The following is a 20,918-nucleotide window of genomic DNA, read 5'->3' on the forward strand; positions in this document are numbered from 1 at the left end:
GGGTAATTTTAAGAGAAGGCGACCATGGCAACCGAAATCCGCGTGCCCACTTTGGGTGAATCCGTTTCCGAAGCAACTATCGCGCAATGGTTCAAGAAACCGGGCGACGCCGTCAGCCAGGACGAGCCGCTGGTAGAGCTCGAAACCGACAAGGTGACGGTGGAAGTGCCGGCGCCGACCGCCGGAACCCTGGAAAGCATCGTGGTCAAGGAAGGCGATACGGTTGAAGTCGGCGCCCTTCTCGGCCAGATCGCAGAAGGCGCGGGTGCCGCAGCTGCCGCGCCGGCCAAGAAAGAACCGGCCAAGGAGGCTGCTCCGGCAGCCAAGGCCGCCCTGGTCGATGTGTTGACCCCAAGCGCAGGCGAATCGGTGACTGAAGCTGAAGTCGGCGAGTGGAGCGTCAAGGTTGGCGATGTGGTCAAGGCGGATGACACTCTGGTTGAACTGGAAACCGACAAGGCGGCGCAGGAAGTGCCCGCACCGGTTGGCGGCACGGTTGTGAAGATCGCTGCGGAGACCGGAGCAACCGTCGAGCCGGGTGTCCTGCTCTGTCAGATCGATCCGTCCGGTGCCGCAGCAAGCGCCGCACCGGCCGCGGCCAGCGCACCGGCCCCTGCTGCTGCAGCACCGGCTGCAAGCGGCTCGGCTATGCCACCGGCGCCCTCCGCCTCCAAGATGATGGCGGAGAAAAACCTGTCTGCCGGCCAGGTCGCCGGGTCCGGCAAACGCGGTCAGGTTCTGAAGGAAGACGTGATCAACGCAATTGCGTCCGGCGCAACGGCCTCCGCGTCTGCTCCGGCACCGGCGCTGCGCGGCCCGGTGGCAGCGGAAGACGAAGTGCGCGAAGAGCGTGTGCGCATGACCAAGCTGCGCCAGACCATTGCGCGCCGCCTGAAAGACGCCCAGAACTCGGCCGCCATGCTGACCACCTACAACGAGGTGGACATGGGCCCGGTCATGGAGCTGCGCAAGCAGTACAAGGAGCTGTTTGAGAAGAAGCACGGCGTCAAGCTTGGCTTCATGGGCTTTTTCACCAAGGCGGTGACCCATGCGCTGAAAGAGATCCCGGCGGTGAATGCCGAGATCGACGGCACGGACATCATCTACAAGAATTTCTGCCATATCGGCGTGGCTGTCGGCACCGACAAGGGCCTTGTGGTTCCGGTCGTGCGCGATGCCGACCAGATGTCGATTGCCGAAGTCGAGCAGGAAATCGGCAATCTCGGCCGCAAGGCCCGGGACGGCAAGCTGGGCATGGCCGACATGACTGGCGGCACCTTCACCATCTCCAATGGCGGTGTCTATGGCTCGCTGATGTCCTCTCCGATCCTGAATGCCCCGCAATCGGGTATTTTGGGCATGCACAAGATCCAGGAACGCCCGATGGCTGTGAACGGCCAGGTGGTGATCCGCCCGATGATGTATCTTGCGCTCTCCTATGACCACCGGATCGTTGACGGCAAGGAAGCCGTGACCTTCCTGGTCCGGGTCAAGGAAAGTCTGGAAGACCCGCAGCGTCTGGTCCTGGATCTTTGATCCGCAGGGCAGTTCCGGCAAAAGCGGATCCCGGGTTCGGATGCGGAATTGCCAAATGACAAAATGTTGGAGCAGTCCACAGGCTCTGATCTGAACGGACTGCTCCATCGGATCTGAAACGTGCAACCCAGGGGGGCGCCGGATCATGAGCCTGGAATTTCTGATGACCGCCTTGATCGTGGTGCTGGTTCCCGGAACCGGCGTTGTCTACACGGTGGCGGTCGGGCTCGGAGGCGGGCGGCGGGCCTCAGTTGCGGCGGCTTTCGGCTGCACCCTCGGCATCATTCCGGCCATTCTGGCCGCCATCATTGGCCTGGCGGCCCTGTTGCACACCAGTGCGCTGGTGTTTCAGGCGGTCAAGTTTGCGGGCGTCGCCTATCTGCTCTATCTCGCCTGGCAGACCTTGAAGAACCGGGGCGCGCTGGACCTGAAAGAGGACCGGCAGGCAGGTCGCTCCCTGGCGGCGACGGCGCGGACCGGTTTTCTGATCAATATTCTAAACCCGAAACTGAGCGCTTTTTTTCTGGCCTTCCTGCCGCAATTTATCAGTCCGGCCGCAGCCAATCCGGCCCTCGACATGGCCATGCTCGGAGCGGTCTTCATGGCGATGACCTTTGTCGTTTTTGTGGTCTATGGCCTGTTTGCCTCGCTTCTGGGGGATCATGTTCTCAAAAGCGAGACGGTGCTGGTCTGGATGCGGCGGACCATTGCGGCCACCTTTGCAGGTTTTGGTCTGCGTCTGGCCCTGGCGGATCGCTGAGAGGAGACGGCAGGTGATCAGACCCATATCAAAAAAGGGCCGGGGAGCGCATGTCTGAGAAGGTTGTCATTGTAACCGGCGGCAGCCGGGGAATTGGCGCCAGTGTGTGCCTGAAACTCGCCGCGCCCGGAACAACGGTCCTGGTCAATTACGCGTCCAATGCGGCTGCGGCGGCAGAGGTCGTATCCGGTGTGGAAGGCCGGGGCGGCAAGGCCATTGCTGTTCAGGGCAATGTCGGCTCAGAGGCTGATGTGCTGCGGCTTTTTGAAGAGGCGGACAAACACGGCCCGTTGACCGGGCTCGTCAACAATGCCGGTGTGGTCGATGAGGCGGTTCGTGTGGAAGACATGAGCCTGGAGCGTCTGACCCGGATCTTCAGCATCAACCTGACGGGCTCGTTTCTCTGCGCCCGGGAAGCGGTGCGGCGCATGTCGACCCGCCAAGGCGGGACCGGCGGCAGCATCGTCAATCTGGGCTCAGCCTCCTCCAAGATCGGTTCGCCTGCGCAATATGTCGACTATGCCGCCTCCAAGGGGGCCATCGATACCATGACGGTTGGTCTCGCACTGGAAGTGGCTGGCGAGGGCATCCGCGTGAATGCGGTCCGGCCCGGCATCATCGATACGGACATTCATGCGTCCGGCGGCCAGCCTGACCGGGTTGCGCAAATGGAAAGCAAGTTACCCATGAAACGCGCCGGAACCGCCGAGGAAGTGGCCGACGCGATTGTCTGGCTCATGTCCAGCCAGTCCAGCTACACAACCGGAGCCATTCTGGATGTGAGCGGCGGGCGGGCGATACTCCCGTAATTCAGAAACTGGATTAGAAACAAAAGAGGCAAAGGCGACCTAAAATGTCCCAATATGATCTTGTCGTCATCGGAACCGGCCCGGGGGGCTATGTCTGCGCGATCAAGGCGGCCCAGCTGGGCCTGAAAACCGCGGTGGTGGAAAAACGTTCTACCCTTGGAGGAACCTGTCTCAATATTGGCTGCATTCCCTCCAAGGCCTTGCTCTATGCCTCCGAAATGTTCGAGGAAGCCAGCCACGGATTTGAGAAAATCGGCATCAAGGTATCCAAGCCCAAGGTCGATCTGCCGGGCATGATGAAACACAAAAGCGATGTGGTTGATGCCAATGTCAGCGGCGTCGCGTTCCTGATGAAGAAGAACAAGATCGATGTTCACACCGGCACCGGCAAGATCCAGGGACCGGGCAAGGTGGAAGTTGCCGCCGAAGACGGCACGTCCAGTGTTCTGGAGACGAAGAACATCGTGATCGCCACCGGCTCGGATGTCATGCCGCTGCCGGGCGTTGAGATCGATGAAAAGCAGATCGTGTCCTCCACCGGCGCTCTGGAGCTGGAAAAGGTGCCGGGCAAGCTTGTGGTTGTCGGTGGCGGTGTCATCGGTCTGGAACTGGGGTCTGTCTGGAACCGTCTGGGCTCCCAGGTAACCGTGGTGGAATTCATGGACAAGATCCTCGGGCCGATGGACGGGGACGTCTCCAAGAATTTCCAGCGCATGCTGAAAAAACAGGGCATGGACTTCAAGTTGTCTTCCAAGGTCACCGGCGTTGCGAAGAAGGGCAAGGGCCTGGCTGTCACGGTGGAGCCGGCCAAGGGCGGTGAGCCGGACGTCATCGAAGCCGACATCGTTCTGGTTGCCATCGGCCGCCGGCCTTATACGGAAGGGCTCGGCCTGGAGACCGCCGGTGTGGCACTTGATGAGCGCGGCCGGGTGCAGATCGACGCCCACTACAAGACCAACGTGGACGGGATCTATGCGATCGGCGACGTGGTCGCCGGTCCGATGCTGGCGCACAAGGCCGAGGATGAAGGCGTTGCCATTGCCGAAATCCTTGCAGGGCAGGCCGGTCACGTGAATTACGACGTCATTCCGGGTGTCGTCTACACCCATCCGGAAGTGGCCTCAGTCGGCAAAACGGAAGAAGAGCTGAAAGCAGCCGGGGTTGAGTACAAGACCGGCAAGTTCAACTTCTCCGCCAATGGCCGGGCCCGTGCCATGAACCAGACCGACGGCTTTGCCAAGGTTCTGGCCGATGCAAAGACCGACCGGGTGCTCGGCGTTCACATTGTCGGCTTCGGCGCCGGGGAAATGATCCACGAAGCGTCGGTTCTGATGGAATTCGGCGGCTCGTCTGAAGATCTCGGCCGCACCTGCCACGCGCACCCGACCATGTCGGAAGCGGTCAAGGAAGCCGCCCTGGCCACTTTCGCCAAGCCGATCCATTCCTGATCTTCGGTCCTCGCGGATCGGAATGTCTTGAAAGGCGCTGCAAGTCTCTGGCTTGCAGCGCCTTTGCCTTGTAAAGGGAAAGCGAACGGAAGCCATCAGACTCAGGTCTTTCGACGGAGGTGATCAGATCGGTTCCAGTTGTACTTTCCTGGCGTTTAAGCGGGATCTACCTTCGCTTTGAAAGTCTCCTTTTGCCGGAAGTCATCCAATGCGATAGACCGCTAAAACGTCTTGTCCTTTTTCAGCCTCTTTGGCCGAGGGCCATGGCAGTTCTTTAAAGATGCGTGGGGCGCGCAATGCACATGAAATCAAACGGACGTATGACCGCACACATGGCGGGTCTTTGGGGGCTGTTCTGTATCGGATCAGCCTTGGTGTTCTTCTGGCCGAGCCATACGATTGCCAATATAGATGACCTGTTCTTTGTGCCCTGGGCCACGGAATATGCAGCCACAGGTGAGCATATCAATCCGTTGCTGGCCATACAGTTTCCAGGGCTGGAGAATTATCATCTCTACACCCGGTTTCATCTGATCCTGTCCGGCTTGTTCCTGGAACTTTTCGGGGTCAGCAGGCTGACAGTGATTGCCTATGAGTATGTGTGTTTTTTATCGACCGCCCTTGCCTTTTCAGGCTTGTGTCTGGCAATCCGGTTGCCCAAAGCGGCCATAATGGCCCCCCTGCTCTTCGCGCCAATGTATGTGGTGGCAGGTTTTCGGCTCGAGACCACCGCCTGTATTTTTTGGATGTTTGGCCTGTTTATGCTGTTTCTCGCAGCCCGCTTGCAGGATCACGGAGAAACAGAGCTAAGGGTCTCCGGTGTCAGAACGCTCGGCAAATTTATGCTTGCGTTTGCACCCTTGGCCTCACCGGCTGTCTTCGCCTGGAGCCTCGGCGCTATCTTGGCGCATGATTTGTGGCAGCTTTATTCCCGCAAGCTCGGGTTTGGCCGCTTCATTCTTGAAAATGGGATCGCCCTCCTTCTGGGCCTGCTGGTCTTTTCGCTCAGCATTGAGTTTCAGTATCGCGACTTTTTTGGTCAGCTTGTCTTCCATGCGGCGAGGTCAACCGGGCACGGCATCAATGACGAGGCGCTGCTCCGGGCTGGGATTTTTGCCGCGACAGGACTGATCCTCACAAGGTGGTCGCGTGCGGCAGCGCTGCTTTGCCTGATGCTGGCGGCAGGGCAGGGGCTGGGAGCGTTCCTGCATGACAAGGCACTGGCCAGGAACCTTGCGGCCAGTGCCGTCTTTCTGGTGGCGCTTGATGCGGTCACGGCAAAGCGCTTCCAGGCGCTCGCCTATGGGATTTACGGTCTGGTTATCCTCGTGGTGTCAGCCAACTTCCTGCTGTTTTACCTGCTGTCCGGCACCGCCCCGGGCCGGGACCTTGCGCTCAAGGATTATCAGCATGATGTCGCGGCCCACAAGCGCGTGTTCATCGATGAAACCATGGCGCATCACTATCTGGACCATCAGACCCGCGATGCAATTGCCTGGACATGGGGACGCAAGTTTCCCCTTGCCCGGGCCGAAAAGCTGAGCGAACTGAACCCTGGGGAGGTCTGGTATCTCAGCCCCTATACCTTGTTCGGATATCTCAAGGGGCATACGGCCATTGCCGATGCGGTCAAGGCCGGCGGTATAAGCTACCGGCATACCCCGCAGTTGCCCTGTGTCATGGGCCGTCAGTCCTGCCGGCTTCCGGCCGAAGGCTGGACCATGCTGCGGCTTGAGCGCACCGGCGGCAGTGTGCAATTGAAGGACTATTCAACAGGCCGCACCATTCAGCTTCCCGAAGGGTCCTGACCTCAGGTTTTGTTGTGGTTATGGCGGCACAAGCTGTGATCGCCGAAGGCCTTGAGCACGTTGCAATCTGTCATGGTGTGTGTGCCCTTGCAGCTGGCTGCGATGCGCTCAAGTTCGGCTTCCAGCTTTTTCAGATAGGCAATACGTGCCCGCACCGCCACCAGCTGATCGAGCGCAATGCGGTCTGCCTCCTGGCACGGCATATCTGGGTGCCGGGAAAGGTCAATCAGCTCCCGGACAGCTGGCATAGGCAGGCCGAGATCCCGGCAATGTTTGATAAAGCCGAGCCGGTCCCGGTCTGCCTCCCGGTAGCGCCGCTGGTTGCCTTCGGTCCGCACAGGCGTGTCAATCAGGCCTTCTTTTTCATAATAGCGGATCGTGGGGACCTTCACTCCGGTCTGTTTCGACAAGTCTCCGATTGAAAAATCCATAAAAGCCTCTTGAACCTCTAGCCACTATAGGGATTAGAAGGCCTGGCAGACAGGAAATCAAGATGTTTCAAGGAGACGGACATGGGCGCCTGCTGCGCAAAATCCCACGGGTCATTTGATGGAATGTCCAGGGACTACCGCCGCCGTTTGTGGCTGGTGATTGGCTTGAATGCGGTCATGTTCGCAGTGGAGATGGCTGCCGGTCAGGCTGCCGGCTCAAAAGCGCTGCAGGCGGATGCCCTGGATTTCTTCGGCGATGCGCTGACCTACGGGGTATCCCTTGCGGTGATTGGGACCTCGCTGAAAACCCGGGCAACGGCTGCTCTGGCCAAAGGGGTCAGTCTGCTCTTGATGGGGGCATGGGTCGCCGGTTCCACGCTCTATCAGGTTTTTGTCCTGGGCGTGCCCCAGGCCGCAGTCATGGGATCCATCGGTTTTCTCGCCCTTGCGGTCAATCTGGCCAGCGTGGTGCTGTTGATGCGCTACAAGGACGGGGATGCCAATGTGCGCTCTGTCTGGCTCTGCTCGCGCAATGACGCCATCGGCAATGTGGCAGTGATGGCTGCGGCCATGGGCGTATGGGGCACGGCAACGGCCTGGCCGGATCTCATCGTGGCAGGCCTAATGGCAGCATTGTTCCTCTCCTCCGCGCTCCAGATTCTCGGTCAGGGACGAAAGGAATACCGGTACAAGGCCGATCATCCGGCGCCTCTTGAAGACCAGGAGATCATCCCATCGGGGCCGATCTGACAGTGTCTTTTTGAGAGGCACAAAAAAGAACCGCTGCCGAAGCAGCGGTCAATGGATTGGAGCGTTAGAAACTTGGATTACTCGGCAGGCGGCCCGGAAGGCGCCTGCAGAATGGTCTGTTCCTCCACGACCGCCTGACTGAGGTCATTGGTCGCGATGGAAATGTCCGTTTCGACGTTTGGAACTGGAGCCGTTTCCGCAACGGTCATGTTCTTGTCGGCCTTGGCAGTTTTGTCCCATGGGCACGCAGTTGCCGGAGCAATGGCAAAGGCGCTCAGGGTGAGGACTGCCGTAAAAGTGCTGGTCATGCGCATCTTAAGCCTCCATCGAATGTCGCGGGGTACTGTCGCGACACTGATAAAGGTAAAGCAAAACTGAAATCCGGCAAGGAAAAACCGGGTGAAGATTGATACCAAGGTTAAGATCAGTGCTTCACTGGCGGTTAAGGTTAAAGGTTTGTTGCGTATTTGGCTCTGACAAGTCGTTGATTACGTTGACGACATGGGTGTCCAGAACGTCGCCGAAAGCTCTGAGCGTGATCTTTTTGCTGCTCAGGAAGCCGATCAGAAGAACGACGATCGCGCCGTCCGAACGCAGCTCCGCATCGGTCCAGCCCCATTTGCAGTCCCGTGGAATACAGGCGGTAAACGCCCGGACCTTGATGTAAACCCGCTCGTTCTCACATTTGCTGCGCACTTCCACCCGGCTGATTTCCTTGGGCTTGGCCTCCGGATTGACCCAGACCCCGTCTTCGGGAAGCGGGCAATAGATGCGTTCGGCCTGGGAGGGGGCCACAAGGAGGAAGAACAGGCTGGCTGCAAGGATCACGATACGCATTGAAGGTCTCCAGCGAAAGCTTGCTTGCGGTGCCTGTCCGAGGCGCTTTTTCCGGTCCTCTGCGGGATCCGGTTGCAGGTATTTTATATACTTGCCGATGGAATATTCGCCTTTAGCGATTCGCATTCAATCGAAAGTGTCCCGGTCATGCACTCACTCACCACGGAGCAGCTTGTGCTGCGCCCGCCAGAGCATAGCGACTTTGAGGTTTACAAGTCGTTTTTTTCCGATCCGGACGCCTCGCGCTTTTATGGCGGTCCGTTGCGGGCCGACCAGGCCTGGCGGGGTCTGGCGGCACATCTGGGGCACTGGCAGTTGCGCGGCTATGGCATATGGATGATTGTCCTGAAAGACAGTGGCGATCCGGTCGGCGGCTGTGGCTTTGTCTGGCCGCAGGGGTGGCCACGGCGCGAACTGACCTGGTGGTTGCTGCCGCAAGCGCGGGGCCGGGGTATTGCCGTGGACGCCTCGCGCGCCGCCATCCGCCATGCTTATGACCAATATGGCTGGGCGCTTGTGGAAACCCATATGAAGGACAGCAATATCGCCGCGAAAAAACTGGTGCAGAAGCTGAACGGCCGGGAGATTGCGCGCGAAACCTTCCCCGATGGCGAGATCCGCTCTGTTTATGCGCTGCCACGGCCTGACTGAGACCCGCAGCTCCTTACCGTCTCGGATGCGCCTTGTCATAGGCGGCCAGCAAGTGGGCGGAATCGATTTCAGTATAAATCTGTGTCGAGGAGAGGCTTGCATGACCGAGCAGCTCCTGAATGGTGCGCAGATCCCCGCCACCGGCCAGAAGATGCGTGGCAAAGGAATGGCGCAGGGCATGCGGGGTCGCAGTGTCGGGCAGGCCGAGCGCGCCGCGGAGCTTTTCCATGGCCAGCTGGATCATGCGCGGGTTGAGCGCTCCGCCCCGGGCGCCCAGGAACAGCGGCCCGTCCGCAGAGACCGCATAGGGGCAATGTTTGAGGTAAAGGGCAATGGCCTCGCAGACGGCGGGCAGGATCGGCACGATGCGCTCCTTGCGGCCTTTGCCGAGAATGCGCAGGGTCTTTGTGCCAGGCGTTGGCGCCATGCGTCCGGTCAGCGAAAGCGCCTCGGAGATCCGCAGGCCACAGCCATAGAGCAAGGTCAGCACTGCGGCATTGCGCGCTTCAATCCAGGTCTCGCTTTCCAGGGCCAGATCGCCGCTGGTCACGTCCAGTGCATCCTTGGCCGACACCGGCTTGGGCAGCGAGCGGGCCTGGCGCGGCGGTCGCACCGCATCGGAGGCAGCCGCATTCACCTCGCCGCGCCGCTCCAGAAACTTCAGGAACGAACGGATGCCGGCAAGCCCCCTGGCAAGTGACCGGCTTTGCACCCCTTGTCTGCGGCGGGACGCCAGAAACCCCCTGAAATCGGCAGGCCGGAGTGCAGCAATGTCTTCCAGGCCGGGGGCACCGCCGAGATGCATAGTCAGGAAGCGCAGAAACTGCCGCAGGTCCCGGTCATAGGCGAGCAGCGTCTTGTCCGACAGGCGGCGTTCATCCGACAGATGATCCAGCCACAATCCGACCCGGTGGTTCAGGTCCGGCAGAGCGGTCACAAGAAGATTGGACATGTCGGATGCAGTCGGGCTCATGAGGGGAGTTTAGGACACCGGCCTGTACCGATTGGTTAACCGGCCCACCATAGCAAGACTGCCCACAAAAAACGGCCCGGATATGGTCCGGGCCGATCCTGTTCTGTTGGTCTGATGACAGACTTAAAGAATGCTCTGCCCGGTCTTGGCCCAATCGGCCAGGAAGGCGTCCAGGCCCTTGTCTGTGAGGGGGTGCTTAACGAGGCCCTTCAGGGTCGCTGGTGGGACCGTTGCCACATCTGCGCCGATGATCGCGCATTCCTTCACATGATTGGCGGTGCGGATCGAGGCGGCCAGGATCTCGGTATCAAAGCCGTAATTGTCATAGATCACGCGGATTTCGCGGATCAGTTCCAGGCCGTCGATGTTCATGTCGTCAAGGCGCCCGATGAACGGCGAGATGTAGGTCGCGCCAGCCTTGGCCGCCAGAAGGGCCTGGTTCGCGGAGAAGCACAAGGTAACATTCGTCTTGGTGCCGTCTTCCGTCAGCAGCTTGCAGGCTTTCAGTCCGTCGAAGGTCAACGGCAACTTGATGACCACATTGTCGGCAAGTGCCTGAAGCACTTCGGCTTCTTTCATCATGGTGTCGAAATCGGTGGCGGCCACTTCAGCCGAAACATCACCGTCTGTGATCTCGCAGATCTCGGCAATCACTTCCTTGAAATCGCGGCCCGACTTGGCAATCAGGGACGGATTGGTGGTGACGCCGTCAAGGAGACCGGTGGCTTCCAGTTCCTGGATTTCGGCGGTGTCGGCCGTGTCGACGAAGAATTTCATGCCTGTCTACTCCTTGTAAGGCACCCGTATCAAAGCACCCGTCCGGTCTGCTGCCGTCTGCCGGTCTTGCCCGGTCAGGCGGAAGCAAAAATTTGCGCGGTGAGCCGCGCTCTCTTTACCCTAGGATGATGACAAGAAGAACCCCTGATTCTCCGGTGGATGAAATTCCTGTGGTGCGTCCCGCAAATGCCGCAGGGCTTGATTGCTGGTCCTTGCCGGGCAAACCTGCACCGGATTATGAAACCAGCCTGCCGGATGGCACCGGGACCTGCCCTGACATTTTGGAGACCTGAAAATCCGTGCTGTTTGACGATCCCGATCCTCAGGAAACGATTGCCAGCGTGCTGGTGCCCGTCGCCATTGCGGGAGCCTATACGTATAAAGTGCCGGCCGGCCAGACGGTGGTTCCGGGGACAATAGTCAAGGTGCCGCTAGGGCCCCGTGAAGTTATCGGGGCCGTTTGGGACATTGAGCCGGATGCGGCGATCAACCCGCAAAAGCTGAAAACGATTTCCCGCATCTATCAGGAGACGCCGCCGCTGGATAAGGATCTGCGCCGGTTTGTCGACTGGGTGGCCAACTGGACCCTCGGCGCGCCCGGCATGGTGCTGCGCATGGTGCTGCGCTCAGAAGAGGCCCTGGCGCCGGAAGCGCCGGTGCCCGGAGTGCGCCGGATCGAAGGGGCTGAGCCGGACCGGCAGACGGCGGCGCGCCGGAAAGTGCTGGAGACGATGGCGGACGGCATGGCCTGGACCAAAAGCGGCCTGGCCCATGCGGCCGGGGTGTCGGCTTCCGTGATTGACGGTTTGATCCAGCAACAGGTGCTGGAGGTGATCTCCATGCCTGCGGCCCCGCCGCCGCCCAGGCCTCAGATCGATTTTGCGAAGAAAGACTTGACGCCAGCCCAGCAGGCGGCCGCCGGAAGCCTGATCCGCAGTTTTGACGCAGGCGCAGGCGTGTCGCTGATTGATGGCGTGACAGGGTCGGGCAAGACCGAGGTCTATTTCGAGGCGATTGCAGAAGCTCTGCGCCGGGACCAGCAGGCGCTGGTCCTGATCCCGGAAATTGCCTTGACCGAGCAGTTCCTGCGCAGGTTCGAACAGCGGTTCGGGGTCTATCCCGCCGAGTGGCATTCTGAAATCACGCCAAAAACCCGGGCGCGGGTCTGGCGTGGTGTCGCTTCCGGCGATGTGCGGGTGGTGATCGGCGCCAGATCGGCCTTGTTCCTGCCCTTCCGCGAGCTGGGGCTCATCATTGTTGATGAAGAACATGATGCGGCCTTCAAGCAGGATGACCGGGTGCCCTATTCGGCCCGGGACATGGCAGTGGTGCGCGGTCATATTTCCAGGTTTCCTGTTGTTCTGGCGTCCGCAACCCCTTCTGTTGAAAGCCATGTCAATGCGGAAACGGGCCGCTACAGCCTGGTTGAATTACCGGAGCGGGCCTCCGGGGCGGAGCTGCCGGATTTGAAGGCCATCGACATGCGCATGGACGGTCCGGAGCGGGGGCGCTGGCTGGCGCCGCAGCTGGTCCATGCGATCAAGGAGACGTTTGCGGCTGGCGACCAGTCCCTGCTTTTCTTGAACCGGCGCGGCTATGCGCCGCTGACCCTGTGCCGGACCTGTGGCCACCGGTTTCAATGTTCGCATTGCAGCGCCTGGCTGGTGGAGCACCGCTTTCAGAAGAAGCTCGTTTGCCACCATTGCGGCCATGTGGAGCCGGTGCCCCAAAGTTGCCCGTCCTGCCAGAGCAAGGACAGTCTGGTGGCCTGCGGTCCCGGGGTTGAGCGGGTGGCGGAGGAGGTCTCCGATCTTTTTCCCCAGGCGCGCACGCTGGTCCTGTCCTCCGACCTGCCCGGAGGGCCGGAACGGCTGAAACGGGAAATGAAGATCGTGGAAGAGGGCGGTGCCGACATCGTCATCGGCACCCAGCTGGTGGCCAAGGGGCATAACTTCCCGAAAATGAAACTGGTCGGTGTCATCGATGCGGATCTGGGCCTGGCCCATGGGGATCCGCGCGCGGCGGAAAAGACGTTTCAATTGCTGGGGCAGGTGACCGGCCGCGCAGGCCGGGTCACCGGCGGCGGTGTCGGTTATTTGCAGACCTATAACGCAGAGCATCCGGTCATCAAGGCTCTTCTGTCGGAAGACAAGAAGGCCTTCTATCAGGCGGAAGTCGAGGCCAGGCGCGCGGCCGGCCTGCCGCCATTTGGACGGCTGGCCGCCTTGGTGGTGTCCGGGCCGGACAAGGGCTTTGCCGAAGGGTTTTCCAGGGCCCTGGCGCGGGCGGCGCCGCATGATCCGGCGGTCACCTTGCTGGGGCCGGCGGAAGCCGCCCTAGCCATGGTCCGGGGACGGCATAGATACAGGCTGCTTGCCATGGCCCCACGCCAATTCGATCTTCAGTCCTATTTGCGCCATTGGCTCAGCGCAGGTCCGAAGCCGTCTAAAGGTCTGCGGGTTCAGGTCGACATCGACCCGCAGCATTTTTTGTAAAACCGGTTTGAACGCTACGGAATCAGGTGTCCCACCGCTCGGTTTTGAGGGCTGCAAGCTGGAAAGACACGGGCTTTCTGGCGAAGTTTGGCGCGATTTCGCAGCCAGGGCGGCAGGCCCGCAAAGGGGATTTGAGGCGTGGGCTGCAAAAAACTCCCAAAAATCGGCCAGAACAGTCTTTTGGCGAAGTTGCACACGGTGAAACCCTGTGCTAATTGAGGCGCGGCTTTGGGGGGATCGGCTTAACCGTCATACCTTCTGACCTTGAAAAAGATCATTATTTTCAAAGTTTTGCGGGCGATTGCCGTTCCGTGGGCTTGAAAAAACGTCAGAGAGCACGGACCTGGTGACTGATAACGTATCTCTCGTATCCGGTGTGGCACAGCGTTACGCGTCCGCCCTTCTCGACCTTTCGGAAGGCGATGGCGTCACGGCTGACGTGGAGCGGGATCTGACTGCTTTCGAAGGCATGTATGCTGAAAGTGAGGATCTCGTCCGTCTCGTGAGAAGCCCGGCATTCAGTGCAGAAGAGCAGCTTGCGGCGCTCACAGCACTTCTTGACAAGGCAGGCATCTCAGGTCTTGCCGCAAATTTTGTGAAGCTGGCCGCCCGCAACCGGCGCCTCTTCGTTCTTCCCGACATGATCAAGGCATTCCGCGCGCTGCTTGCAGACAAGCGCGGTGAGGAAACTGCAGAGGTCACCTCCGCAGCCGCCCTGTCCGACGAGCATGTCGCTGCCCTGAAAGAGGCTCTCTCGGCTTCAACGGGCAAAACCGTAAACATCGCAGCGAAGGTTGATCCTGCCCTGATCGGCGGCCTTGTGGTCAAAGTCGGGTCCCGCATGGTCGACACGTCTCTGCGTACCAAGCTCAATTCACTCAAGTTCGCGATGAAAGAGGTCGGCTGATGGATATTCGGGCCGCGGAAATCTCCGCAATCCTCAAGGACCAGATCAAGAGCTTTGGCCAGGAAGCCGAAGTTTCTGAAGTTGGTCAGGTGCTCTCCGTCGGTGACGGTATCGCCCGTGTGTATGGTCTGGACAAGGTCCAGGCCGGTGAAATGGTTGAATTCCCGGGTGGCATCAAGGGCATGGCCCTGAACCTGGAATCCGACAATGTCGGCGTCGTGATCTTCGGCTCCGACCGTGACATCAAGGAAGGCGACACCGTCAAGCGGACCGGAGCCATCGTGGAAGTGCCGGTCGGCAAGGGCCTTCTGGGCCGCGTTGTTGACCCGCTCGGCAACCCGCTGGACGGCAAGGGCCCGATTGAGGCCACCGAAAAGCGCCGTGTGGACGTGAAGGCGCCAGGCATCCTGCCGCGCAAATCCGTGCATGAGCCGATGTCAACCGGCCTGAAGGCAATTGATGCGCTGATCCCGGTTGGCCGTGGCCAGCGTGAGCTTGTGATTGGCGACCGCCAGACCGGCAAGACCGCAATCATTCTGGATACGTTCCTGAATCAGGCGCCGCTGCACAAGTCCGACGACGAAGATGTGAAGCTGTACTGCATCTATGTGGCTGTCGGCCAGAAGCGGTCGACCGTTGCCCAGTTCGTGAAGACCCTGGAAGATGCCGGTGCGCTGGAATATTCCATCGTCGTGGCCGCGACCGCTTCCGATGCCGCCCCGCTGCAGTTCCTGGCACCGTTTGCCGGCTGTGCGATGGGTGAGTTCTTCCGCGACAATTCGATGCATGCTGTGATCGGCTATGACGATCTGACCAAACAGGCCGTGGCCTATCGTCAGATGTCCCTCTTGCTGCGCCGCCCGCCGGGACGTGAAGCTTTCCCGGGCGACGTCTTCTACCTGCACTCCCGCCTGTTGGAGCGCGCCGCGAAGCTCAATGAGGATCATGGCAAAGGATCCCTCACGGCGCTCCCGGTCATCGAGACCCAGGGCAACGACGTGTCGGCGTTTATCCCGACCAACGTGATCTCGATCACCGACGGTCAGATCTTTCTGGAAACGGACCTCTTCTACCAGGGTATCCGCCCGGCCGTGAATGTTGGCCTGTCGGTGTCCCGCGTAGGCTCGTCCGCCCAGATCAAGGCCATGAAGCAGGTTGCCGGTCCGATTAAGGGGGAACTGGCCCAGTACCGCGAAATGGCTGCCTTTGCCCAGTTCGGCTCTGACCTTGATGCCACCACCCAGCGTCTGCTGAACCGTGGCGCCCGCCTGACCGAACTCCTGAAGCAGCCGCAATTCTCACCGCTGAAGACGGAAGAGCAGGTCGCGGTCATCTATGCCGGTGTGAACGGGTATCTCGACACCTATCCGGTGGACCGGGTGAAGGACTTCGAAGAAGGCCTGCTGCTGTTCCTGCGTGGCGAGCACCAGGATTTGCTGAACGCCATCTGGGAGAAGAAGGCTCTGGACGACGACCTGACGGCCAAGCTGAAAGCGGCCATCGACGCGTTCGCCAAGAACTTCGCCTGAGACCACACGCCGGGATAAGGAGCAGGGGCGGCCATGCCGAGCCTGAAGGACTTACGAAACCGCATCGCTTCCGTTAAGGCGACGCAGAAAATCACCAAGGCCATGCAGATGGTGGCCGCGGCGAAACTGCGTCGTGCCCAGGAAGCTGCGGAGGCCGCGCGCCCCTATGCGGAACGCATGGACGCCGTGCTGGCCAATCTCGCGGTGGCTTTTGAGGGCCGCGACGATGCTCCGAAGCTGATGTCCGGGACGGGCAGGGACCAGGTGCATCTCCTGGTGGTTGCTACGGCCGAGCGCGGACTGTGCGGGGGCTTCAACACCAACATTGCCAAGCTGGCCCGTGAGAAGGCCCGCAGCCTGATCGCGGACGGCAAGACCGTAAAGATCATGTGTGTTGGCAAGAAGGGCTTCGATGCGTTGAAGCGCGAATTCGGCCAGCATGTGATCAAGACAGTCGATCTGCGCAGCGTTAAGAATGTGGGTTATGCCAATGCCGATGAAATCGGCCGGGATGTCCTTTCGATGTTCACCGATGGCGAGTTCGACGTCTGCACCCTGTTCTATTCGACTTTCAAGTCGGTCATTGCGCAGGATCCGACGGCCCAGCAGCTGATCCCGGCTCATTTTGAGGCCGGAGAGGGCGAGCAGGCCAGCGGCGCGCAGGCGGTTTACGAATATGAGCCGGATGAGACGGAGATCCTTGAGGATCTTCTGCCGCGCAACATTTCCGTTCAGATTTTCCGGGCGCTTCTGGAAAATGCTGCTTCTGAGCAGGGCGCGCGCATGTCCGCCATGGACAACGCGACCCGCAACGCAGGCGAGATGATCGACAAGCTGACGATCAACTACAACCGCCAGCGTCAGGCCCAGATTACGACGGAACTGATTGAAATCATCTCGGGCGCCGAAGCGCTCTAGAGCAGTCTGCGCCCGGGAAAGGGCGCAGACTGCCAGACTGGTATTAATGTCGATCAACCGGCTGTTTCCTCATGAAAGCTCAGGAAACAGGTTGATCAAACGGGATCGAGACGAGGATTAGGGATATGGCTGACAAACAGGTCGGACGGGTCACCCAGGTCATCGGCGCCGTTGTCGACGTCAAGTTCGATGACCACCTGCCGTTGATCCTGAACGCTCTTGAAGTAGACAATCAGGGTGTGCGCCTGGTGCTTGAGGTTGCCCAGCACCTCGGCGAAAACACGGTGCGCACCATCGCCATGGACTCCACCGAAGGTCTGGTGCGCGGTCAGGACGTGGTCGACACCGGCGCACCGATCGCCGTTCCGGTCGGCGACGGCACCCTGGGCCGCATTATGAACGTCATCGGGGAGCCGGTGGACGAAGCGGGCGACATTCCGCATGAAGACAAGCGCGGCATCCACCAGGAAGCTCCGACCTTCATCGAACAGTCCACGGAAGCTGAAATCCTGGTGACGGGCATCAAGGTCGTCGACCTTCTGGCGCCTTACGCAAAGGGCGGCAAGATCGGCCTGTTCGGCGGTGCCGGTGTCGGCAAGACCGTTCTCATCATGGAGCTGATCAACAACGTTGCCAAGGCGCATGGCGGTTACTCCGTGTTTGCCGGTGTGGGCGAGCGGACCCGTGAAGGCAACGACCTTTACTGGGAAATGATTGAATCCGGCGTGAACAAGGAAGGCGGCGGTGAGGGCTCCAAGGCGGCGCTCGTCTACGGCCAGATGAACGAGCCTCCCGGAGCCCGTGCCCGTGTTGCTTTGACCGGTCTGACGGTCGCCGAGCATTTCCGTGACCAGGGCCAGGACGTGCTGTTCTTCGTGGACAACATCTTCCGCTTCACCCAGGCCGGGTCCGAAGTGTCCGCGCTTCTCGGCCGTATCCCGTCCGCTGTGGGCTATCAGCCGACCCTGGCGACCGACATGGGCGCGATGCAGGAGCGGATCACGACCACGACCAAGGGGTCGATCACGTCCGTTCAGGCCGTTTACGTTCCGGCCGATGACTTGACCGACCCGGCGCCGGCTTCGACCTTCGCCCACCTGGACGCTACGACCGTTCTGAACCGCTCGATCGCTGAAAAAGGCATCTACCCGGCTGTGGACCCGCTGGACTCCACGTCCCGCATGCTGGACGCCCGCATCATCGGTGAAGAGCACTACAACACGGCGCGCGCCGTGCAGGGCACGCTGCAGCGCTACAAGGCTCTGCAGGACATCATCGCCATCCTGGGCATGGACGAATTGTCTGAAGAAGACAAACTCACCGTTGCCCGCGCCCGCAAGATCGAGCGCTTCCTGTCCCAGCCGTTCTTCGTGGCAGAAGTCTTCACCGGGTCCCCGGGCAAGCTGGTGGCTCTGGAAGATACCATCAAGGGCTTCAAGGGTCTGGTGGAAGGTGAATATGACCATCTGCCGGAAGCTGCTTTCTACATGGTTGGCTCCATGGAAGAAGCCATTGAGAAAGCACAGAAACTGGCTGCGGAAGCTGCCTGATCCGACCAGCAGGACCGGACGCCCGGAAGGTGTCCGGTCTCTTCAAGTCTGATGGCGCAGCCATCTGAAACGTGACTGACAAGGAAGCCGCCAAATGGCCGAACTTTTCCAGTTTGAGTTGGTGTCGCCGGAGCGCCAGCTCCTGTCCGAACAGGTCGCCGAGGTTGTCGTTCCGGGCGCCGAAGGCGAATTTGGCGTTCTGAAGGACCACAGCCCGTTCATGTCCAGCATCGCGCCGGGCATTTTGAAGGTCCGGGCCGATGCAGGCACCTGGACCGAATATTTCGTCCGTGGCGGTTTTGCCGATGTGGCAGGCGGTGGTCTGACGGTTCTGGCCGAGCAGGCCGTGCCGGTCTCCGAGATCAGCAAGGACCAGCTTGATCAGGCGATCCGCGACGCCGAGGAAGATGCGGCCGATGCCAAGGACGACGCAGCGAAACAGAAGGCTGACCGTACCCTGGCGCGCCTGAAAGACGTTGCCGAAGCTCTGAAAGCGGCTTAAGCCAGCTTACAAAGTCCTTTTTATAGCTCTCCAGAACACCGCCTTCATCAAGGCGGTGTTTTTTTTATGTCTATTATTTCAACAACTTACGCAGATCCTATTGCGCGTAACAAGGGAATTACGGAGTTGTAATATTTCATTAACTAAATTAATTAAAATAAATGATAGAGAAAATAACCAATGTATTTTGATTCGACTCGCAAGAATCTGAGTCGGTATTCCGTAAGGAGCGCGATATGACAATACGAAGGAAGATTTTACTTGGATTTTCTTTTGTTGCAATCTTGGTTGCCGTAATTGGAGGCTGGTCTTTCGTCGTTTTGACCAAGTTTGTGAATGACATCGAAGCGATGGGGGACATGAGCGGAGATGCTCTTTTGTCCGCAGAGCTCAATGCGGATATGGCCAAGGTTCTGGTGAACACGAACAAGTATCTGCAGACCCGTTCCGACGAGGCTCTGGGGCAGGCTCATGACTTCATCCGCCAGATGGAGGAGGGCTTGAAGACCGCAGACGCGGAAATCAATAATCCGGCGCGGGTTGAGCTCTTGAAAAAAATCAAGGGCGGTATGGCGAATTTCAAAACGGGGCTCGAGACGGTTGTGCAGTTGTACCGGGAGCGGGATGACCTGGTAACAAACCGTCTGGATGTGATCGGACCGGAAGCGCGCAAGAACCTGTCTACCATCAATGAAAGCGCGACCTGGGCCAGCGACTATGAAACCGCAAATCTGGCGGCCAGAAGCTCCCAGAAATTTCTTCTTGCCCGGCTTTATGTGCTCAAGTTCCTGGCGTCCAACACGGCTGAAGACTTTGAGCGGGCCATGGAGGAAATGGCCAAGGTTCAAAAGGAAGCGACCGCTCTGAGCGAAAGCATTGAAAATGCAGACCGCAAGGACCTGCTGGCAAAGACCCTGCCGATGCTGGAAGACTACAGACAGGCCGCACAGCGGGTTCATGATATCGTCGTGGAGCGCAACGAGATCCGGAACACGGTGCTGGATCATACGGGCACTCAGATCAACGCCTGGGCTGCGGAGATCAAGGAAAGCGCAGTTGCAGACACGGGCGTGATCGCTGACAACACGGTGGAGCGGGCCGTCTTTGCGGAATACCAGATTGCCTTTGTGGCTGCTATTGGCTTCCTGGTGGCCGTTGGCCTGTCCGTGATCATCACCTTCAGCATTACACGCCCTCTCACCCGGCTTGTGGCCGATGCCACGCGCCTGTCGGCGGGAGACACATCTGTCGCTTTCAAGGAAGCTGAGCGCAAGGATGAGATCGGCACGGTAGCCCAATCGGTTGCCGGGTTCCTGGACGGGGTTGTCCAGCGCCAGCAACTGGCGGAGCAGCAAGAGCAGGAGCAAGAGGCCCGTGAGGTCCGCAATGAGAAGATTGCCGCTCTGATCGACACATTCAGCAAACAAAGTGCCGGTCTGCTGGAAGTGGTCGACGGTGCGACAATCGCGTTGCAATCCACTGCGACCCAGATGACCCAGACGGCCCAGGACACCAGCATGCAGTCGGCGGAAGCCGCTAGTGCTGCCGAAGAGGCGACAACCAACGTCCAGACGGTCGCGAGCGCCACGGAAGAGCTGTCCGCCTCGCTTACGGAAGTGAGTTCCCAGGTCAGCCACTCCACCGGTATTGCCGCGAAAGCCTCGTCCGAGGCGAAAAAAACCAATGCCCAGATCGGAAGCCTTGCGACGGTCGCTGAGGATATTGGCGAGGTCATTGGGCTGATCCAGAACATTGCCGAACAGACCAACCTGCTGGCATTGAATGCCACCATCGAAGCGGCACGGGCCGGCGAGGCGGGCAAGGGCTTTGCCGTTGTGGCAGCGGAAGTGAAGGACCTGGCCAGCCAGACTGGCAAAGCGACGGAGGAGATTTCCCAGAAGATCTCCGCTATTCAGGAAGAGACCAAGGATGCCGTGGGCGGTATTCAGGTGATCAGCGAGATCATCGATGAAATGAACAGCGTTGCCACAACCATTGCCTCGGCCATCGAGGAGCAGTCAGCGGCGACGGGCGAAATTGCAACCAATGTGGATCAGGCCGCCGGGGGAACCGGGGTTGTCAGCAGCAATGTTGCCCGTGTCTCCCAGGCCGCCAGCGAGACCGACGCGGCCGCCAAGGGGGTGTTGGACGCTTCGGAAAAGCTGGCCCAGCAGGCGGAAGAGATGCGGTCCACGATTGAGACCTTCTTGACGGAAGTCCGGGCCGCCTGACGCAAG

19 protein-coding genes are annotated in these 20,918 nt (G+C 59.8%); 14 read left to right on the forward strand and 5 right to left on the reverse strand.

Annotated features, from left to right (window positions below; genetic code table 11):
- Positions 1–24: 24 nt before the first annotated feature.
- From odhB to ACXAH0_RS04045, 5 genes are all read left to right on the forward strand, one after another.
- Positions 25–1,536: a 2-oxoglutarate dehydrogenase complex dihydrolipoyllysine-residue succinyltransferase gene (gene odhB / locus ACXAH0_RS04025; RefSeq protein WP_475174186.1), complete on the forward strand. Its 1,512-nt coding sequence runs from the start codon at positions 25–27 to the stop codon at positions 1,534–1,536.
- A 145-nt stretch (positions 1,537–1,681) separates the two neighbouring features.
- Positions 1,682–2,296 (forward strand): LysE family translocator, encoded by a 615-nt coding sequence (locus ACXAH0_RS04030; RefSeq protein WP_475174184.1) that lies wholly within the window; start codon positions 1,682–1,684, stop codon positions 2,294–2,296.
- 50 nt (positions 2,297–2,346) lie between these two features.
- A complete protein-coding gene (locus ACXAH0_RS04035) occupies positions 2,347–3,105 on the forward strand; it encodes an SDR family oxidoreductase (protein ID WP_475189289.1) in 759 nt (252 codons plus the stop codon).
- A 44-nt stretch (positions 3,106–3,149) separates the two neighbouring features.
- Entirely contained in the window at positions 3,150–4,553 is a 1,404-nt protein-coding gene (gene lpdA, locus ACXAH0_RS04040) for a dihydrolipoyl dehydrogenase (RefSeq protein WP_475174178.1), read from the forward strand.
- 302 nt (positions 4,554–4,855) lie between these two features.
- Positions 4,856–6,361 carry a hypothetical protein gene (locus ACXAH0_RS04045; protein ID WP_475189290.1) on the forward strand — a complete coding sequence of 502 codons (1,506 nt, stop codon included), beginning with the start codon at positions 4,856–4,858 and terminating at the stop codon, positions 6,359–6,361.
- A gap of 2 nt (positions 6,362–6,363) precedes the next feature.
- Here the strand turns inward: ACXAH0_RS04045 and ACXAH0_RS04050 are convergent, their stop codons facing one another.
- Positions 6,364–6,792, reverse strand: a complete 429-nt coding sequence (locus ACXAH0_RS04050; protein ID WP_475174173.1) for a MerR family transcriptional regulator — start codon at positions 6,790–6,792, stop codon at positions 6,364–6,366.
- 81 nt (positions 6,793–6,873) lie between these two features.
- Here ACXAH0_RS04050 and ACXAH0_RS04055 point away from each other — a divergent pair, with 81 nt between their 5' ends.
- On the forward strand, positions 6,874–7,542 hold the full coding sequence (locus ACXAH0_RS04055; RefSeq protein WP_475189291.1) for a cation efflux transmembrane domain-containing protein: 669 nt from the start codon (positions 6,874–6,876) through the stop codon (positions 7,540–7,542).
- Between the two features lie 77 nt (positions 7,543–7,619).
- On the opposite strand, the gene ACXAH0_RS04060 is transcribed toward ACXAH0_RS04055, so the two are convergent.
- Both ACXAH0_RS04060 and ACXAH0_RS04065 read right to left on the reverse strand, forming a co-directional pair.
- Entirely contained in the window at positions 7,620–7,850 is a 231-nt protein-coding gene (locus ACXAH0_RS04060; RefSeq protein WP_475189293.1) for a hypothetical protein, read from the reverse strand.
- Between the two features lie 124 nt (positions 7,851–7,974).
- Positions 7,975–8,379: a serine/threonine protein kinase gene (locus ACXAH0_RS04065; RefSeq protein WP_475174163.1), complete on the reverse strand. Its 405-nt coding sequence runs from the start codon at positions 8,377–8,379 to the stop codon at positions 7,975–7,977.
- A 147-nt stretch (positions 8,380–8,526) separates the two neighbouring features.
- On the opposite strand from ACXAH0_RS04065, the gene ACXAH0_RS04070 reads away from it, so the two are divergent.
- Entirely contained in the window at positions 8,527–9,030 is a 504-nt protein-coding gene (locus ACXAH0_RS04070; RefSeq protein ID WP_475174160.1) for a GNAT family N-acetyltransferase, read from the forward strand.
- 13 nt (positions 9,031–9,043) lie between these two features.
- On the opposite strand, the gene ACXAH0_RS04075 is transcribed toward ACXAH0_RS04070, so the two are convergent.
- Together ACXAH0_RS04075 and fsa are read right to left on the reverse strand one after the other, a co-directional pair.
- The gene (locus tag ACXAH0_RS04075) at positions 9,044–10,003 is read right to left on the reverse strand and encodes a tyrosine recombinase XerC (RefSeq protein ID WP_475189294.1); all 960 of its coding nucleotides are present in this window, start codon (positions 10,001–10,003) and stop codon (positions 9,044–9,046) included.
- A gap of 123 nt (positions 10,004–10,126) precedes the next feature.
- Positions 10,127–10,780: a fructose-6-phosphate aldolase gene (gene fsa / locus ACXAH0_RS04080; protein ID WP_475174155.1), complete on the reverse strand. Its 654-nt coding sequence runs from the start codon at positions 10,778–10,780 to the stop codon at positions 10,127–10,129.
- A 299-nt stretch (positions 10,781–11,079) separates the two neighbouring features.
- Here fsa and ACXAH0_RS04085 point away from each other — a divergent pair, with 299 nt between their 5' ends.
- The 7 genes from ACXAH0_RS04085 (at position 11,080) to ACXAH0_RS04115 (ending at position 20,912) form a co-directional block, all read left to right on the forward strand.
- Positions 11,080–13,275 (forward strand): primosomal protein N', encoded by a 2,196-nt coding sequence (locus ACXAH0_RS04085; RefSeq protein WP_475174154.1) that lies wholly within the window; start codon positions 11,080–11,082, stop codon positions 13,273–13,275.
- A gap of 346 nt (positions 13,276–13,621) precedes the next feature.
- The gene (locus ACXAH0_RS04090; RefSeq protein WP_475189297.1) at positions 13,622–14,182 is read left to right on the forward strand and encodes a F0F1 ATP synthase subunit delta; all 561 of its coding nucleotides are present in this window, start codon (positions 13,622–13,624) and stop codon (positions 14,180–14,182) included.
- The gene (gene atpA, locus ACXAH0_RS04095; protein ID WP_475189298.1) at positions 14,182–15,711 is read left to right on the forward strand and encodes a F0F1 ATP synthase subunit alpha; all 1,530 of its coding nucleotides are present in this window, start codon (positions 14,182–14,184) and stop codon (positions 15,709–15,711) included. The genes ACXAH0_RS04090 and atpA overlap by 1 nt, the downstream gene beginning before the upstream one ends.
- Positions 15,712–15,744: 33 nt before the next feature.
- The gene (locus ACXAH0_RS04100) at positions 15,745–16,629 is read left to right on the forward strand and encodes a F0F1 ATP synthase subunit gamma (RefSeq protein WP_475189299.1); all 885 of its coding nucleotides are present in this window, start codon (positions 15,745–15,747) and stop codon (positions 16,627–16,629) included.
- Positions 16,630–16,754: 125 nt separating this feature from the next.
- Positions 16,755–18,179: a F0F1 ATP synthase subunit beta gene (gene atpD / locus ACXAH0_RS04105; RefSeq protein ID WP_475174147.1), complete on the forward strand. Its 1,425-nt coding sequence runs from the start codon at positions 16,755–16,757 to the stop codon at positions 18,177–18,179.
- Between the two features lie 94 nt (positions 18,180–18,273).
- The gene (locus tag ACXAH0_RS04110) at positions 18,274–18,681 is read left to right on the forward strand and encodes a F0F1 ATP synthase subunit epsilon (protein WP_475174145.1); all 408 of its coding nucleotides are present in this window, start codon (positions 18,274–18,276) and stop codon (positions 18,679–18,681) included.
- Between the two features lie 320 nt (positions 18,682–19,001).
- Positions 19,002–20,912, forward strand: coding sequence for a methyl-accepting chemotaxis protein (locus ACXAH0_RS04115; RefSeq protein WP_475189302.1), 1,911 nt, complete (start codon positions 19,002–19,004; stop codon positions 20,910–20,912).
- Positions 20,913–20,918: the final 6 nt, after the last annotated feature.

The organism is Roseibium sp. AWQ4_290 (genome assembly GCF_056160985.1).

What these genes read in the sequence shown, in the direction of transcription:
- odhB (WP_475174186.1), top strand. Translation starts at nt 25, where the DNA reads ATGGCAACCGAAATCCGCGTGCCCACTTTGGGTGAATCCGTTTCCGAA.
- ACXAH0_RS04030 (WP_475174184.1), top strand. Translation starts at nt 1,682, where the DNA reads ATGAGCCTGGAATTTCTGATGACCGCCTTGATCGTGGTGCTGGTTCCC.
- ACXAH0_RS04035 (WP_475189289.1), top strand. Translation starts at nt 2,347, where the DNA reads ATGTCTGAGAAGGTTGTCATTGTAACCGGCGGCAGCCGGGGAATTGGC.
- lpdA (WP_475174178.1), top strand. Translation starts at nt 3,150, where the DNA reads ATGTCCCAATATGATCTTGTCGTCATCGGAACCGGCCCGGGGGGCTAT.
- ACXAH0_RS04045 (WP_475189290.1), top strand. Translation starts at nt 4,856, where the DNA reads ATGAAATCAAACGGACGTATGACCGCACACATGGCGGGTCTTTGGGGG.
- ACXAH0_RS04050 (WP_475174173.1), bottom strand. Translation starts at nt 6,792, where the DNA reads ATGGATTTTTCAATCGGAGACTTGTCGAAACAGACCGGAGTGAAGGTC.
- ACXAH0_RS04055 (WP_475189291.1), top strand. Translation starts at nt 6,874, where the DNA reads ATGGGCGCCTGCTGCGCAAAATCCCACGGGTCATTTGATGGAATGTCC.
- ACXAH0_RS04060 (WP_475189293.1), bottom strand. Translation starts at nt 7,850, where the DNA reads ATGACCAGCACTTTTACGGCAGTCCTCACCCTGAGCGCCTTTGCCATT.
- ACXAH0_RS04065 (WP_475174163.1), bottom strand. Translation starts at nt 8,379, where the DNA reads ATGCGTATCGTGATCCTTGCAGCCAGCCTGTTCTTCCTCCTTGTGGCC.
- ACXAH0_RS04070 (WP_475174160.1), top strand. Translation starts at nt 8,527, where the DNA reads ATGCACTCACTCACCACGGAGCAGCTTGTGCTGCGCCCGCCAGAGCAT.
- ACXAH0_RS04075 (WP_475189294.1), bottom strand. Translation starts at nt 10,003, where the DNA reads ATGAGCCCGACTGCATCCGACATGTCCAATCTTCTTGTGACCGCTCTG.
- fsa (WP_475174155.1), bottom strand. Translation starts at nt 10,780, where the DNA reads ATGAAATTCTTCGTCGACACGGCCGACACCGCCGAAATCCAGGAACTG.
- atpA (WP_475189298.1), top strand. Translation starts at nt 14,182, where the DNA reads ATGGATATTCGGGCCGCGGAAATCTCCGCAATCCTCAAGGACCAGATC.
- ACXAH0_RS04100 (WP_475189299.1), top strand. Translation starts at nt 15,745, where the DNA reads ATGCCGAGCCTGAAGGACTTACGAAACCGCATCGCTTCCGTTAAGGCG.
- atpD (WP_475174147.1), top strand. Translation starts at nt 16,755, where the DNA reads ATGGCTGACAAACAGGTCGGACGGGTCACCCAGGTCATCGGCGCCGTT.
- ACXAH0_RS04110 (WP_475174145.1), top strand. Translation starts at nt 18,274, where the DNA reads ATGGCCGAACTTTTCCAGTTTGAGTTGGTGTCGCCGGAGCGCCAGCTC.